General features: G+C 34.4%; 17 protein-coding genes. 6 read left to right on the top strand and 11 right to left on the bottom strand.

Translation table 11 applies throughout. The features are described 5' to 3' along the window. The first annotated feature begins 3 nt into the window (after positions 1 to 3). Positions 4 to 921, top strand: a complete 918-nt coding sequence (locus O9307_RS00460) for a metallophosphatase (protein ID WP_298294068.1) — start codon at positions 4 to 6, stop codon at positions 919 to 921. 199 nt (positions 922 to 1,120) lie between these two features. Here O9307_RS00460 and ligA read toward each other — a convergent pair whose 3' ends face one another. The 5 genes from ligA to rpsF form a co-directional block, all read right to left on the bottom strand. Then, entirely contained in the window at positions 1,121 to 3,121 is a 2,001-nt protein-coding gene (ligA, locus tag O9307_RS00455; protein WP_298294066.1) for an NAD-dependent DNA ligase LigA, read from the bottom strand. Positions 3,122 to 3,193: 72 nt separating this feature from the next. Then, positions 3,194 to 3,667: a DUF6495 family protein gene (locus O9307_RS00450; RefSeq protein ID WP_298294063.1), complete on the bottom strand. Its 474-nt coding sequence runs from the start codon at positions 3,665 to 3,667 to the stop codon at positions 3,194 to 3,196. A gap of 101 nt (positions 3,668 to 3,768) precedes the next feature. After that, positions 3,769 to 4,212 carry a 50S ribosomal protein L9 gene (gene rplI, locus O9307_RS00445; protein WP_298294060.1) on the bottom strand — a complete coding sequence of 148 codons (444 nt, stop codon included), beginning with the start codon at positions 4,210 to 4,212 and terminating at the stop codon, positions 3,769 to 3,771. 65 nt (positions 4,213 to 4,277) lie between these two features. Next, positions 4,278 to 4,574 (bottom strand): 30S ribosomal protein S18, encoded by a 297-nt coding sequence (gene rpsR, locus O9307_RS00440; protein ID WP_024982097.1) that lies wholly within the window; start codon positions 4,572 to 4,574, stop codon positions 4,278 to 4,280. Between the two features lie 5 nt (positions 4,575 to 4,579). After that, on the bottom strand, positions 4,580 to 4,921 hold the full coding sequence (gene rpsF, locus O9307_RS00435) for a 30S ribosomal protein S6 (RefSeq protein ID WP_024982098.1): 342 nt from the start codon (positions 4,919 to 4,921) through the stop codon (positions 4,580 to 4,582). Positions 4,922 to 5,089: 168 nt separating this feature from the next. Between rpsF and O9307_RS00430 the strand changes: the two genes are divergently transcribed. Then, the gene (locus O9307_RS00430; RefSeq protein ID WP_298294051.1) at positions 5,090 to 5,785 is read left to right on the top strand and encodes a LytTR family DNA-binding domain-containing protein; all 696 of its coding nucleotides are present in this window, start codon (positions 5,090 to 5,092) and stop codon (positions 5,783 to 5,785) included. Between the two features lie 10 nt (positions 5,786 to 5,795). On the opposite strand, the gene priA is transcribed toward O9307_RS00430, so the two are convergent. The 4 genes from priA to nadC form a co-directional block, all read right to left on the bottom strand. Then, the gene (gene priA / locus O9307_RS00425) at positions 5,796 to 8,246 is read right to left on the bottom strand and encodes a primosomal protein N' (RefSeq protein ID WP_298294048.1); all 2,451 of its coding nucleotides are present in this window, start codon (positions 8,244 to 8,246) and stop codon (positions 5,796 to 5,798) included. 151 nt (positions 8,247 to 8,397) lie between these two features. Further along, positions 8,398 to 8,829: a DUF2147 domain-containing protein gene (locus tag O9307_RS00420; RefSeq protein ID WP_298294046.1), complete on the bottom strand. Its 432-nt coding sequence runs from the start codon at positions 8,827 to 8,829 to the stop codon at positions 8,398 to 8,400. Between the two features lie 226 nt (positions 8,830 to 9,055). Continuing rightward, a complete protein-coding gene (locus O9307_RS00415) occupies positions 9,056 to 10,015 on the bottom strand; it encodes a YihY/virulence factor BrkB family protein (protein ID WP_298294043.1) in 960 nt (319 codons plus the stop codon). A gap of 26 nt (positions 10,016 to 10,041) precedes the next feature. Then, positions 10,042 to 10,899: a carboxylating nicotinate-nucleotide diphosphorylase gene (gene nadC, locus O9307_RS00410; protein WP_298294040.1), complete on the bottom strand. Its 858-nt coding sequence runs from the start codon at positions 10,897 to 10,899 to the stop codon at positions 10,042 to 10,044. Between the two features lie 401 nt (positions 10,900 to 11,300). On the opposite strand from nadC, the gene prmA reads away from it, so the two are divergent. From prmA to O9307_RS00390, 4 genes are all read left to right on the top strand, one after another. Continuing rightward, positions 11,301 to 12,143: a 50S ribosomal protein L11 methyltransferase gene (gene prmA, locus O9307_RS00405; RefSeq protein ID WP_298294038.1), complete on the top strand. Its 843-nt coding sequence runs from the start codon at positions 11,301 to 11,303 to the stop codon at positions 12,141 to 12,143. Between the two features lie 29 nt (positions 12,144 to 12,172). Then, positions 12,173 to 12,448, top strand: coding sequence for an ATP-dependent Clp protease adaptor ClpS (locus O9307_RS00400; protein ID WP_298294035.1), 276 nt, complete (start codon positions 12,173 to 12,175; stop codon positions 12,446 to 12,448). A 91-nt stretch (positions 12,449 to 12,539) separates the two neighbouring features. Beyond that, positions 12,540 to 13,805: a sterol desaturase family protein gene (locus tag O9307_RS00395; RefSeq protein WP_298294032.1), complete on the top strand. Its 1,266-nt coding sequence runs from the start codon at positions 12,540 to 12,542 to the stop codon at positions 13,803 to 13,805. Positions 13,806 to 13,870: 65 nt separating this feature from the next. Further along, the gene (locus O9307_RS00390) at positions 13,871 to 14,542 is read left to right on the top strand and encodes a lysoplasmalogenase (RefSeq protein WP_298294029.1); all 672 of its coding nucleotides are present in this window, start codon (positions 13,871 to 13,873) and stop codon (positions 14,540 to 14,542) included. Between the two features lie 77 nt (positions 14,543 to 14,619). Here O9307_RS00390 and O9307_RS00385 read toward each other — a convergent pair whose 3' ends face one another. Continuing rightward, on the bottom strand, positions 14,620 to 15,033 hold the full coding sequence (locus tag O9307_RS00385) for a DUF6691 family protein (RefSeq protein WP_298294467.1): 414 nt from the start codon (positions 15,031 to 15,033) through the stop codon (positions 14,620 to 14,622). Between the two features lie 10 nt (positions 15,034 to 15,043). Continuing rightward, positions 15,044 to 15,604, bottom strand: coding sequence for a YeeE/YedE thiosulfate transporter family protein (locus O9307_RS00380; protein ID WP_298294026.1), 561 nt, complete (start codon positions 15,602 to 15,604; stop codon positions 15,044 to 15,046).

Here is a 15,604-nt window from a genome sequence, read left to right as displayed (position 1 = left end):
AAAATGAAAAGAAGAGATTTTATTCAAAAAACAGCTGCGAGTTCTGCATTATTAGCATTACCAAGCTTACCATTGATGAGTTTTACAAAGCCTGAAATAAAGAAAATAACCATTCTACATACTAATGACGTTCATAGCCACATCGATCCATTTCCTGCGGATGACCCCAGAAATGCAAATATGGGTGGCGTATCCAGAAGAGCTGCTTTAATCGAATCAATACGAAAAGAAAACCCAAACGTTTTACTATTAGATGCTGGAGATGTGTTCCAAGGAACTCCTTATTTTAATTACTATGGAGGAGAATTAGAGTTAAAATTAATGAGTATGATGAAATATGATCTCGCTACATTAGGCAATCATGATTTTGACAATGGTATCGAGGGCTTTTATTCCCAATTGCCTCATGCCAATTTTGATTTCGTTTCAGCCAATTATGATTTCAAAAACACTGCGTTAGATACTCACATTAAACCCTACAAAATCTTTCACAAAGACGGAATCAAAATTGGTGTTTTCGGATTAGGAATAGAATTACAAGGCTTGGTTGATAAAAAAAACTACAAAGAAACCGTTTACCTAGATCCGATAGAAATTGCTCAAGACATGACTCGAATCCTAAAAAAAGACGAAAAATGCGACTTGGTTATTTGTCTATCACACTTAGGGTATCAATATAAAAACAGTGACGAAAACAAAATATCCGATTTAAAATTGGCGCAAAAAACACAAGACATCGATTTGATTATTGGAGGACACACACATACTTTTTTAGATAAGCCGACCGTTGTAAAAAATGCAGCAAACCAAGAAGTACTTGTCAATCAAGTAGGTTGTTACGGAATTCATCTTGGAAGAATTGATTTCTATTTTGACAATAACAAGCAAAATATCGCCAAAGGAAAGGCAATCATAGTCTAAAACTTTCCAAACCAAAATACGAAAACACCTTTTAAATCAATAAAAGGTGTTTTTTTATCAGGAGCAGACGCAATCTGCATTTCAACAACAGTTGTCCCGCTCTTCGCTATAATCTTTGCTGCCGAAACCCGGCAACAAAGGATTTCCACTACGATCGGGGCTAAAGAACAAGGTTAGGCTTTCATTAGAACCTATCCAACTATGCTTCAAGCATTTCGATAAAATCCTTTTCGGAAACAATAGTAATTCCCAATTTGGTTGCTTTTTCTAATTTTGAAGGCCCCATATTATCTCCCGCCACCACAAAATCCGTTTTAGACGAGATAGAATTTCCTACTTTTCCTCCATTATCTTCAATAGCTCTCTTTAAATCATCTCTAGAGAATTGCTCAAAAACTCCTGAAACTACAAAGGTCTTTCCTGAAAATTTAGTTGTAGCATTTGGATTTACTTTTTCAACAATTTCCAATTGAACTCCTTTTGATCGTAAACGCTCGATAATTTCTATATTTTCTTCATTCGCAAAAAATTCGATTACACTTTTGGCAATACGTTCTCCAATCTCATCCACCAAAATCAAATCTTCAAGCGTAGCCTTTTCTAAAGCAGTGATGGTTTTATAATGCTTTGCCAATTTTTTAGCCACCGTTTCACCAACAAAGCGAATACCCAGGGCAAACAAAACACTTTCAAAAGGAATTTCTTTTGATTTAGCGACACCATTAACTAAATTCTCTGCAGATTTCTGAGCCATTCGTTCCAACGGTAACACTTGCTCCACAGTCAAATCATACAAATCGGCATAGTTATGTACCAAACCGTTATTGTACAACAAAGCTACTGTTTCACCTCCTAAACCTTCAATATCCATTGCCTTACGAGAAATAAAATGCTGAATTCTACCTATGATTTGAGGGGGACAACCATAAAAATTAGGGCAATAATGATTGGCTTCACCTTCAGAACGAACCAAAACCGTTTGGCATTCAGGGCATTTTGTAATATAATGCGTTACTTCAGAATGTTCAGGACGCTTTTCGAAGTCAACAGTAATGATTTTTGGAATTATCTCTCCACCTTTTTCTACAAAAACCGTGTCTCCAATACGGATATCCAATTTTTCTATCTGATCGGCGTTATGCAAGGAAGCGCGTTTGACTACAGTTCCTGCCAATTGTACAGGCTCTAAATTCGCAACTGGTGTAATGGCACCTGTACGCCCTACCTGATACGAAATAGAATTTAATCGAGTACTAACTTGTTCTGATTTAAATTTATAAGCTATGGCCCAACGAGGAGATTTTGCAGTATACCCTAACTCCTCTTGATACGACAAAGCATTTACTTTGATTACTACACCATCTGTTTCGTAAGGAAGCTCGTGACGATGCACATCCCAATAGGCAATAAACTCAAAAACTTCGTCTAGGTTTTTGGCCAATTTTGCTTCTTTTGGCGCTTTAAATCCCCAGTCTCTGGCCGCTTGCAGTCCTTCAAACTGTGATTGAAATGGCAAATTGTTTCCAACCAAAGAGTACAATAAACAATCCAATGGTCGCTTAGCTACTTCTGAACTATCTTGCAATTTTAAACTTCCTGAAGCTGTATTTCTAGGATTAGCATAAGGAGTCTCGCCAATTTCAATCAATTCCTGGTTCATTTTTTCAAAACCAGCGAAAGGCAAGATGATTTCACCGCGAATAGCAAAGTGAGCAGGATAATTCCCTTTCAATTGCAAAGGAATTGATTTGATAGTTTTGATATTATTCGTCACATCATCACCCTGAACACCATCACCACGAGTGACAGCGCGAGCCAATTGACCATTTTCATAGGTGATGCTAATGGAAGCGCCATCGTATTTTAATTCACAAGTATAGTCAACAGGAACATTACCCAACACCTTTTGAATTCGGGTTTCCCAGTCCACTACATCTTCTTTGGAATACGAATTATCCAAAGAATACATTCGGTAATCGTGCACCACCGTTTGGAAGTTTTTAGTAATTGCCCCACCTACTCTTTGAGTTGGAGAATTGGGATCAAAAAATTCGGGATGTGCTGCTTCTAAAGTTTGCAGTTCTTTTAATTTTTGGTCAAATTCGAAATCCGAAATTTGAGGTTGATCCAACACATAATAATTATAATTGTGTTGGTCTAATTCGGAACGCAACTGCTGAATCGTATCTTGAATATTCATGAAATAAAAATGGCTATTTTAGTTTTTCAAATAAGGTACTAAAATAGCCAATTTATACTTTATAAAATAGTTTTACGATTCTATAATTGAATTAATTTGATTAAACAAATGACCATCACTAAGAAAAGCCCCTTGTTGAATCAATTGAAACAAGGAATAATTTCGTTCCTCAGTAAATACTTTTTTACCCACTTTCATTTCAATTGTTTCTGTAAACATGTTGTCAGAAAGCCATTGTAACCCTTCTTTGGTCAAAAAGTCAACTTCTGACACTAGAGATTTCAATACTATTGATTTTACTTCCGTATCAAAGCATTGAAATAGAAAAATATGATTCTTTGAAAAATGTTCCAAAAACTGAGCTTTCGCAAGCACGCCTTCCCAGATTAAATCTGAAAAAACATCCAATTCTTGTTCAGCTACTTCTGGTTTTTCTTTTTTAATGGTATCCCATTCCGCTTTATCAATAGATTGAGTTGCCAAAAAAGTAGTAAATTCTTGATGCAATTCTTCCAATTGTTCCTTTGTAAGTCTTGTATATTTCATTTTATAAAATTTAAACAAAAAAGTCTGTAGTTTTTGGATAAAAAAAATCCCGATTTCGTTGCTTCAACGTATCGGGATTTAAAGTATTTTGGAGATTAAAATTATGCTTTCTCAGCAACAATTTCGTATGCTACTTCAACAATTACGTCTCTGTGTAAACGGATAGATGCACTGTATTTTCCGATACGTTTTACGATACCGCTAGTGATGAATTTACGATCAATTTCTTGACCTGCGTTAGCTAAAGCAGCAGCAATGTCAATATTTGTGATAGAACCGAATAATTTCTCACCACCTGCTTTTGCAGCGATTTTAATTTCTAATGCTTTTAATGCTTCAGCAGTAGCTTTAGCATCAGCAACGATTTTAGCTTCTTTATGAGCTCTTTGTTTTAGGTTTTCAGCCAATACTTTCTTTGCAGAAGCAGTTGCTAAATGAGCAAAACCTTGAGGAATTAAATAGTTACGACCATAACCATTTTTTACAGTTACGATATCATCTTTAAAGCCTAAGTTTTGAACGTCTTGTCTTAAAATAAGTTCCATGTTGTTGTCCTTTATTTAGAGAAGTTAGGTTTCGTTTAGCGAAAACCAACAACTATTTTAATTAATTATTTAAGTAAATCAGCCACATATGGCATTAAAGCTAAGTGACGAGCTCTTTTCACAGCTACAGACACTTTTCTTTGGTATTTTAAAGAAGTACCAGTTAAACGACGAGGTAAAATTTTACCTTGTTCATTTACAAATTTCAATAAGAAATCAGCATCTTTATAATCGATATATTTGATTCCTGATTTTTTGAAACGACAATACTTTTTAGTTTTGTTGATTTCGATGTTTAAAGGAGTAAGATATCTGATATCTCCGTCTTTTTTTCCTGAAGCAGATTGTTGTAATGTTGCCATGATGATTAAGCTTTAGTAGATTTAAGTTTTGCTCTTCTTCTTTCAGCCCAAGAGATAGCGTGTTTGTCTAAAGTTACAGTTAAAAAACGCATTACACGTTCGTCACGTCTAAACTCAGTTTCAAATGGCAAAAGAACTTCACCAGCTACTTTGTACTCGAACAAATGGTAAAAACCACTTTTTTTGTTTTGAATTTCGTAGGCCATTTTTTTAAGACCCCAATCTTCTTTCGATACCATTTCAGCTCCTCTACTAGTAAGAAATTCTTCAAATTTGCTTACTGTTTCCTTTACCTGAACCTCAGATAAAACGGGATTTAAAATGAAAACAGTTTCATAATGATTCATAAATAATATATTTATTTGTTAAATTGGGTGCAAAAGTAAACTTTTTATTTGATTCCGCAAACCATTTTTTTTAATTAATCGATAAAGTGCAAAATTTATTACAACAAATTTGTTTTGCGTAATAAAAAAAAATATATTTACCTAACCAAATTTTTAAATAGCCTAATTATGAAACTAAACTGTGTTGTTGTTGATGATAGTTCCATCCAACGAATGATCATAGCTAAATTAGTTAATAATCATCAACATTTACATTTGATTGGCGATTTTTCAAATGCTATTGAAGCCAAAAACTGTATATCTATACATACCGTAGATTTGATTTTTCTAGACATTGAAATGCCTGTAATCAATGGATTTGATTTTTTGGATGGATTAAAAATCAAACCACAGATTATCTTCATCACATCAAAAGCAGAGTACGCAATGAAAGCTTTTGATTATGATGCAACCGACTATTTACAGAAACCCATAGCCCTAGAACGTTTTAACGCCTCAGTAAAGAGAGCTATTGACTTGCATTTACTAAGAAATGAAAACAAAGAAGAAGAAGGCGAACACATTTTTATCAAGAGTAATTTAAAAAAACTAAAAGTTTTTACTTCCAAAATTAAATGGATAGAAGCTTATGGAGATTACGTAAGAGTGGTTACTGAAGAAGATAGCAATTTAGTACTTTCAACTATGAAATCTTTTGAAAATGATTTAAGCAAAGATAAATTTATACGTGTTCATAAATCGTATATTGTGAATATTGACAAAATCGATCGTTTCAACAGTAAATTTGCTGAAATTGGTGTAACAAAAATTCCATTAAGCAGAAACAAAAAAGAGGATCTCGTGAAAGCATTGTCAATGTCATAAAACTTTTTCGCTAATAAAAGTCAACATTAACTCCGACTTTAATAGCTCTATATTGAGCAACGGCTTCAAAACTATTCAGTATTTTTTGAATAGTTTTTTTTGTACTACCAATAGGTTTATCTTGAGGAATTTTAATCATGATAGTCCTGATATATTCATTTCTGATCCTATTAATAGCAGGTTCCTCAGGCCCCAAAACCGGCATAACCAAGGATTGGCTCATTACTTGATACAACCACATTGCTCCTTCTTTGAGTTTATCAAAATCTCGATGTTTTAAGGTAACCTTTATCAATCTATAATAAGGAGGATATTTATAAATCTGTCTATCGTATAATTGTTCTTTATACATTCCTTCAAAATCGTTTCTAGTGACTTGTTGAATGGTATTATGCAACGGATTATAAGTCTGAATGATCACTTTTCCTTGTTTTTCTGCACGTCCAGAACGACCAGCTACTTGTGTCATCATTTGAAAACTTCGCTCGAAAGCTCTAAAATCAGGATGATAAAGCATCGTATCGGCATTCATAATTCCGACTAGACTCACATTATCAAAATCCAACCCTTTGGCTAACATTTGGGTACCGACCAAAATATCAATTTCTTGATTTTTGAAACTATCGATAATTTTTTCGAAACCGTACTTTCCTCTTGTGGTGTCTTGATCCATTCTACCACATTTAACATTAGGAAACAAAGACAACAATTCAAGTTCTATTTGCTCCGTTCCAAAACCTTTTGTAGTCAAATCAATACTAGAGCATGAATAACAATTGGTAGGTTTTCCCATAACGTACCCACAGTAATGACATCGTAACTGATTTTTAAATTTATGATAGGTTAAACTCACGTCGCATTGAGGACATTGGGGAATATGCCCACACGTCATACATTCAATCACAGGAGAAAAACCTCTTCTGTTCTGAAACAAAATCACTTGTTCTCCTAAAGATAACGCATTACTTATTTCTCCGATTAAAGTATCACTAAAATGACCTTTCATTCGTTTACGGAAATAATTATCTTTCAAATCTACCAATTCCACAACAGGCATTTGCCCGTTACCAAAGCGTTCTTTAAGCGTAACTAATCCGTATTTTGCAGATTGAGCATTAAAATAGGTCTCTAAACTTGGTGTCGCAGATCCTAAAAGTACTTTGGACTTATGAAAATTGGCCAAAACAATAGCTGCATCGCGAGCATGATACCGAGGCGCTGGATCGGTTTGCTTAAAAGTTTGCTCATGCTCTTCATCTATAATTATACCTCCTAACTCTTGAAAAGGAAGAAATAAAGCTGATCGAGCTCCTATTACAATTTGAGCCTTTTCAGAATTATTCAAAACCTGCTGCCAGACTTCTACGCGTTCGTTGTTATTATATTTTGAATGAAAAACAGCCACTTTGTCTCCAAAATGTAATCTCAATCGACCAACCAATTGTGTTGTCAATGCTATTTCTGGTAATAAATACAATACTTGTTTTCCTTTGACTAAAAATTCTTCGATCCATTTAATATAAATCTCCGTTTTCCCACTTGCAGTAACACCATGAAGTAAACACACCTCTTTTTGAGAAAATTGATTTTGAATGGCATCAAAAGCTTTTTGTTGCGAAGTACTTAAACGCAAAACTTTGGAAGATGCTTCTCCTGAATACAAAACTCTATCTTGTTGAACAAAATATTCTTCAAAAATTCCTTTATCAATTAATGTTTTTATAGTTGCCGAAGTTACCTTTGCTGATTCTATCAACTTTTTGACAGGAATTGGCTTTTTGTCTGAGGCATTCAATTGAAAATACTGAAGCACAATTTCTTTTTGTTTGTTAGCATTTTTTAATTGCTCCAACAAAGCAGCCAAACCATCTTGAGAATTATATTGTGAATGCAAACGAATATAGCGCACCAACTTTGGTTTATAGCTCTCAGATATTTCTTCTTGCAAAACCAATATGTTTTTATCAATCATCTTATGAATAATTGGAAAAACATTTTTTTTATTTAGTACGGCAATTATATCATCAATTTTTAATGAACTTTGTTGCTGCAATGCTTGATACACTAAATACTCCTCATCTGAAAGTTGTATTTCATCAACGACAGATGACGATTGAGCAGTAACCACAGTTTCACTCTCCAAAAGTAAAGCACTAGGCATGGCACCGCGATAAACTTCACCAATACTACACATATAATAAGTAGCTATCCAAAACCAATGATCAATTTGTATTGAGGTCACAATAGGTTCGTGATCTAATATCTGATGAATTTCTTTCGCTTGATACAAAACCGGATTGTTTTGATGCAGTTCGACTGCAATCGCAGTATAAATTTTGCTTTTACCAAAAGGCACCGCCAAACGCATTCCTTTTTTTATGAAATGATATTCGGTTTCCGAGACTTGATAGGTAAAGGTTTTAGCTAAGGCTAAGGGCAAAATTACTTCAACGAAGAACATGTGATTTGGGATTTTGTCAAGCGACAATTTTTGAATAATTACTTTTTGGTCTTTGGCTCAAAAATAATAAAAAAAAATACCCTTATAACTACAATTTCAAAATAGCATCTGAAAAATGGAGTTACAAGGGCAGTACCGTAATGGTAAAATACTATTTTACTCGATGCCAATATTGGGTTCTTCCCATTAATGCAAAACCAATATAGCCTCTAACTTTTAATTTATCTTTTCCTTCTAATGTGATGAAACATTTGTATTTTTTACCCGTCACTGGATCTGTAATTGAACCTCCATTGTATTCTTCAGCATCTTTTTGAAGACCTTTAATAATAACCATTCCCAATACTGGTTTGTTTTTTTCATCACCTGTACACTCAGTACATAGCTTGTCTTTTTTTTGTGGATCTAAAATATCTACAATTTTACCAAAAATCTTTCCGGATTTTTCATAAACTTCTACGATAGATTTTGGTTTACCAGTTTCATCATCAATGGTTTTCCATTTTCCAATTACAGATTGACTTTGAGCAGTGGTTACTACTGCAAAACATAAGACACTTGCTAATAGAACAATTTTTTTCATTTGTTATTTTTTTCTTGGTTTTTTTATTTTTTTTATAGCCCTGATGGAAGCGGCATCCTTGCTTGGAGGGGTTCGCCGAGCAAGATATAGCGTACAGCAGGACACGAGCATCGCGAACTGGCGAAGCAAATAGATCCAAAAAGAACACTCTATACTTTGTAAAAAGGGTCTTTTGGTATTTCAAATTTATTCAAAAATAAAACAGTTTATCTTATTTATAATACAACTATATCGTTTTTTTTGATTTTATTTGGTTGCGATGGGACTGAATAATTGCATTGAGCTCAAAACCAAGCAAGAGCAACATACAGTTAATCCAGATGTAAAACATGAGGATCAAAAGTGTACCAATAGAGCCGTACAACTCGTTATATTTGGAAAATTTGACTACCCAAATCCCAAAGCCATAGGAAGAAACAATGATCAAAATAGTAGTAAAAACAGAGCCTACAGAAATAAATTTAGGCTTATGCCGTTGTTTGATTCCAAATCGAAGCAAAATAGAAGTGGTAAACAAAATCATTAAGGAAAGAAACAAATAACGTCCGAGTTGAATTAGCGAAATGGTATCGTTCAACACATCTTGAATCTTTGATTTTTGGATAAAAACCTCAAAAACTACGATAATCGCTACCGTAAAAAGCAATAAGAAAGATAGAAAAATTGACATACCTATAGCTACAATATATTGATCAATAAATCCTCGTTTTTCTATCACATGTCTTGATTCTTCAAAACCACCAAGAATAGCATTAAGACCATTAGCCATTAAAAAAATGGACAAAATAAATCCAGACGAAAGCAATCCTGAATGACTGTTATTTAAAATATCATTAATAATTCCAGCAATAGCATCATAGGTATTAGGTGGCACACTTTGCTCAACAAAGCGCAAAAAATCAGTTTGAAACCCTTGAATTGGAATGAATGGAATTAAGTTCAAAATATAAAGTGCAAAAGGAAACAAAGCCATAAAGAAACTAAAGGCAATAGCTCCTGTCCTTACTGACAAATTACCGTTCAAAATACCTAGTACATAAGAACGTAAAAAATCATACAATGAAACTTCTTCTAACCAAAGTAATTTTCGGTTTTGTAAAAAATGAATAAACTTGCTAACCAAGACGTTTTTCTTGATGCGGTTTTTGAGCTGAATTTCAAAAGGAACTTTATTTGTTGGGGTCATTTGAATATATCTTTTTTTTTATGTAATCAAATGGCTTTTAAACTCAAATCCATATTATACACCGAATGTGTTAACGCTCCAGAAGAAATAAAATCAACTCCACAAGCAGCATATTCGCTTATGGTAGTTTCGTTGATATTTCCAGAAGATTCAGACTGGCACTTTCCGTTAATCAACGCAACCGCTTTGCGTGTGTCTTCAAAATTAAAATTATCGATCAGAATACGATGAATGCCATCTGATTGCAAGATTTCCTCAATTTCGGCTAAATCTCTAGCTTCTACAATAATCTTTAAATCCAAATTATGCTCTTTCAAATAGTTTTGAGTTTTAGCAATAGCTTTTGTGATGCCTCCTGCAAAATCAATATGATTATCTTTTAGCATAATCATGTCGTATAATGCAAAACGATGATTTACACCACCACCAATCGTTACCGCCCATTTTTCGGCAGCACGAAAACCCGGAGTAGTTTTACGAGTATCTAAAATTTGAGTTGAAGTACCTTTTAATAATTGAACATAACTGTTGGTTTTTGTCGCAATGGCCGACATTCGTTGCATGGTATTCAAAACCAAACGCTCCGCTTTTAATATAGATTGCGAACTACCAGACACATGAAAAACCACATCACCATAACACACAGGCGTTCCATCTTGTATAAAGGTCTCTATTTGTAAGGAAGCATCAACATAGTGAAAAATCATTGTTGCCAAGGCTACACCTGCAATTATCCCATCTTCTTTTACTAGCAATCTTGCTTTTCCCGCAGCCGATGACGGAATACAAGCTAAGGAACTATAATCACCTGGGCCAACATCTTCACGAATACCATTGACAATAAACAATTGTAGCTCTTGTTCAAACTGTGCTTCTGAAATCATTCTCTTATTTTTTTTGTGGTGCTAAATTAATCAAAAAACAGTAGTAAAAGCTAGTCTAAACCCAAAATAAACTGTCAAAATTACCCGAAAAAAAACTAGCAAAACCAAGGATTTTCATCAGGCTAACAGCAATGATACATCCTCGACTACTAAATACAACAAAGTCAAGGCTTTTACTTTTTAGAAGCACCAACAAAAGGCATATTTGCCAGCATCGTTCTTGCTCTCCGCTGTATCTTTGTCTTTTTAAAGAAAAAAGACAAAGGATGCCGCTGCGATCAAGGCTAAGGAGCGGCAATGGTGCTTTTTTGGTTTCATTCGTATTCAACAACACAATAGCTTTTTGATATTTTTAACGCACCATCATTACAGAAATAGTAACTTTGCAAAAAAAACAAAACATGTCAAATAGTTACATAGGATACCATTTTAGTATTGAACCCAAAGAATTAGGTTCAGAAATTCTAATTGCCGAGTTGGGCGAAAAAGCCTTCGAAAGCTTTACCGAAACCGAAACAGGAATAGATGCGTTCGTTCAAAAAGACCTTTGGGACGAAAATATTCTAGACGGTATTTTTATTCTACAATCCGATGAATTTAAGATTAGCTATACCTTCGAAGAAATCGAACAAATCAACTGGAATGAAGAATGGGAAAAAAACTTTGAACCTATCGATGTAGACGGAAACTGTCACGTTCGCGCTCCTTTTCACCCAAAAACCAATGCCGAATTTGATATTGTCATCGAACCGAAAATGAGTTTTGGTACCGGTCATCACGAAACGACTCACATGATGATTCAACATTTACTAGACATGGATGTTGCGGGATTAAAAACACTAGACATGGGATGCGGAACCGCTATTTTGGCCATTTTGTCCGAGATGAAAGGAGCTCAACCTATTGATGCAATAGATATCGATAATTGGTGTTATTTGAACTCAATAGAAAATGCGGAACGCAATAATTGTGAACACATTACAGTTTATGAAGGAGATGCCGCTTTACTTGCCGGAAAACAATATGATTTGATTATTGCCAACATCAATAGAAACATTTTATTAAATGATATGCAAAGTTATGTCGACTGTTTAAATGAAAATGGAATTATTTTGTTTAGTGGCTTTTACGAAGAAGACGTTCCATTCATAGACACGTCTTGCATTGAAAAAGGATTGACTTTCTTCAAAAAATTACAAAGAAACAATTGGGTTTCCCTTAAATATGTTAAGCAAAAAATTTAAACCATTTATAGTATCAAAACATATCTATTATGAGTACTAAAGAAAAAGCAAGAGAAAAAGTCAGTGTAAAGGAATTATTGGGGCTCAACAATGAAATTATAGTATACAATGACGATGTAAACACCTTTGATCACGTCATTGAAACTTTAATTCGAGTATGCGAACACGCCCCTGAACAAGCGGAACAATGCTCATTAATCATTCATTATAATGGCAAGTGTACCGTTAAAACTGGCCCTTATGACAAATTAAAACCACAATGTACCAAACTTTTGGCAGCGGGGTTAAGCGCTGAAATAGTGTAATAAAAAAACTTTCATAAAAAAGCAGCATTATCAACACAATTGATACTACTGCTTTATATTTTTTATATATTTGGCAAAAATATAGTTGATTATGGAAGAATACGGGAAAATTCTGGTATTTGTAATGCCTATCTTTTTACTGCTTATTGCAATCGAAAAAATTTACGGCCATTTTAAAGGTGAAGACACCGCTCCTTACATGGATACCGTGTCTAGTGTCAGTGCTGGAATGACCAATTCGGTTAAGGATGTTTTAGGAATTAGTATTTCCATACTAACTTATGGATGGTTAGAATCACACCTAGCCTTTTTTCACCTAGAAGCCAATGTTTGGGCATATATCATTGCTTTTATCGCTATTGATTTTTATGGGTATTGGTCCCACAGATGGGCGCATCAAATTAATTTTTTATGGAACAAACACGCTATTCATCACAGTAGTGAGGAATTCAATTTGGCCTGTGCGTTGCGCCAAACCATTTCAAGTTTTGTCAATCTTTTTACGTTTTTATTGATTCCAGCAGCAGTTTTGGGAGTTCCCTCAGTCGTAATTGCAGTTACCTTACCCATTCATTTGTTTTTACAATTTTGGTACCATACCAAACACATCAAAAAAATGGGCTTTCTAGAAAAAATCTTGGTTACACCTTCTCACCATAGAGTGCATCACGCCATCAATCAAGAATATATCGATAAGAATCATTCCCAAATCTTTATTTTTTGGGACAAACTCTTTGGCACTTTTCAAGAAGAATTGGATGCAGTGCCTCCTGTTTTTGGGATTACCCGACCAGCACAAACTTGGAACCCCATTAGAATTAATTTTCAGCATTTAGGATTGTTGATTTCGGATGCGTGGCGTGCTGAAAACTGGAAAGACAAACTCACCATTTGGTTCAAACCTACAGGTTGGCGTCCCGAAAATTTTGAAGAAAAATATCCCGTTACTAAAATTAGCGATGTGTACAACTTTGAAAAATATGACACAAGACATTCTAAAAAACTAATGTACTGGTCGATTTTTCAGGCTTTGATTACTTTATTGTTGATTACCTATATGTATAACTCCATTGGCGTAATTGGTTTGCCGCATGTATTTGTTTACGGCGCTTTTATTTTTGTAACAGTTTATAGCTATACTGAATTAATGGATACCAGAAAAATCAGTATCCTATGGGAAAGCATTCGTTTTATTTATGCGATGGGAGTCCTTTGTTTTTATGGTGATTGGTTTGGCTCGTCTGATGTGTGGTCTGGTAGTACTTACCTTCTTATTGGCTATTTCGTGCTTTCGCTTAGTATGAGTATTTACTTTGTTGCTATTAATTTCGAAAAAGAAAAATTAGCTATCGCATAAATACACTTATCCCTTAATCTTACATTCATCATTCGCAAAGCATGCGATAAAAAATCATTGCTGCTATGAAACCTCAAAATATTCTAAAAAGCTATCTTGTTTTTAGTGCAATCTATTTAGTACTCCCTTTTGTAGGTTTGGAAGGTATTAGTTGGTATTTAAAACCCTTTTTATTGCCTTTTTTGCTACTAGCCGTCATTGTTTCATCTGAATTTAAAACAAAAAATCCTCTCCTAATTGCTTTAATTTTTTCTTGGATTGGAGACATCATTTTGCTATTTGCCGACCAAGCCGAAATCTATTTCATAGTAGGATTGGTTTCATTTTTATTGTCTCATTTGTTATATATTTTTCTTTTTTTACGACAAGATAAAAATCAAAATCCAATAAACAAAGGCGCTTTAGCATTGGGTTTTGTAATAATTTTGAGTTATTTCTTTGGAATGGTTAGTCTTTTGTTTCCGAAATTAGGGCCTTTGCAAATACCCGTTATGGTGTATGCCGTTGTAATTACAACAATGCTTTTTGTTGCTTACAAAAGAAGCTTGAGTTGGAAAAAACCAGCTGCTCAGTTCATCATAGTAGGAGCTGTTTTCTTTGTACTTTCGGATAGTATTCTGGCCTTCAATAAATTCTATCAAGCCTTACCACGAGCTGGCTTTTGGATTATGAGTACGTACATTTTAGCACAATACCTTATAGTATCGGGAGTACTTCGACTAAACCAAAAAAAGTAGTCCTTTCAATTTAGAAAAGACTACTTTTTTTCTGCTTTTAACCAAAATTACATTTAGATTTCCAATAGAATTAATTGCTAATGAGGAAGTTTATCCATAATCAATCCATAAACAAAAGTTCCCAAAAGTGCTCCTAAAAGCACAATAACGACAGGAAAAAATCCTGCACCCAATAATATAAAAATGGGGCCAGGACAACAGCCTACCAAAGCCCATCCTAAACCAAAAAGAATTCCTCCAATCCAATAGCGTGTAGAACTTTTTTCTTTGTCTTCTACCTGCATAAGTTCGCCTTTTATGTTTTTGATTTGGAAACGTTTCACCACTTGCATCCCAATTAATCCAGTAGCTACAGCAACGCCAATTATTCCATACATGTGAAGGGATTGAAAATGAAACATTTCGTAAATACGATACCAAGAAACTGCTTCGGATTTCGTTAAAACAATCCCGAATAAAAATCCAACGAGAAGATATTTTAATGCTTTGATCATAACTTAATTATTTTAAAAGTAAAGGCAACAGCAAGTGTGCCATAATTAATCCTCCAATAAAAAATCCAATTACTGCTTTTAGCGAAGGTAGTTGCAAATTACTCAAGCCTGTAATAGCATGTCCTGAGGTACAACCGCCTGCATAACGAGAGCCAAAACCAATTAAAAAACCACCTAAAAGCAATAGCGCTATTCCTTTTGGAGATTGAAAAACCGCACTACTAAAAAGGGCATCGGGCACTAATTTCCCATCAGGAGCATCGATTCCTAATGTTGCCAATTGCTCGACCGTTTGGGGATTGATTGCTACGTTGGTTGGAGCGCTCATATAAAGTACCGCCACAAAACCACCTAACATTGCACCAAGTACCACTACTAAATTCCAGCGAGAAGCTTTCCAATCAAAATTAAAAAAAGCTACTTTTTTTCCTGCACCAGCCAAGGTACATAAGGATCGAAGATTAGAAGACATACCGAATGTTTTTCCAAAATAAACCAAAAGAAGCATAATACATCCGATGATAAAACCAGAAACATACCAAGCCCAAGTTTGAGAAATAAAATCCAT

The organism is Flavobacterium sp., from assembly GCF_027531905.1.
GTDB lineage: Bacteria > Bacteroidota > Bacteroidia > Flavobacteriales > Flavobacteriaceae > Flavobacterium.
The sequence above is the reverse complement of the archived record's forward strand: the minus strand, read 5'-3'. Positions and strand labels throughout refer to the sequence as shown.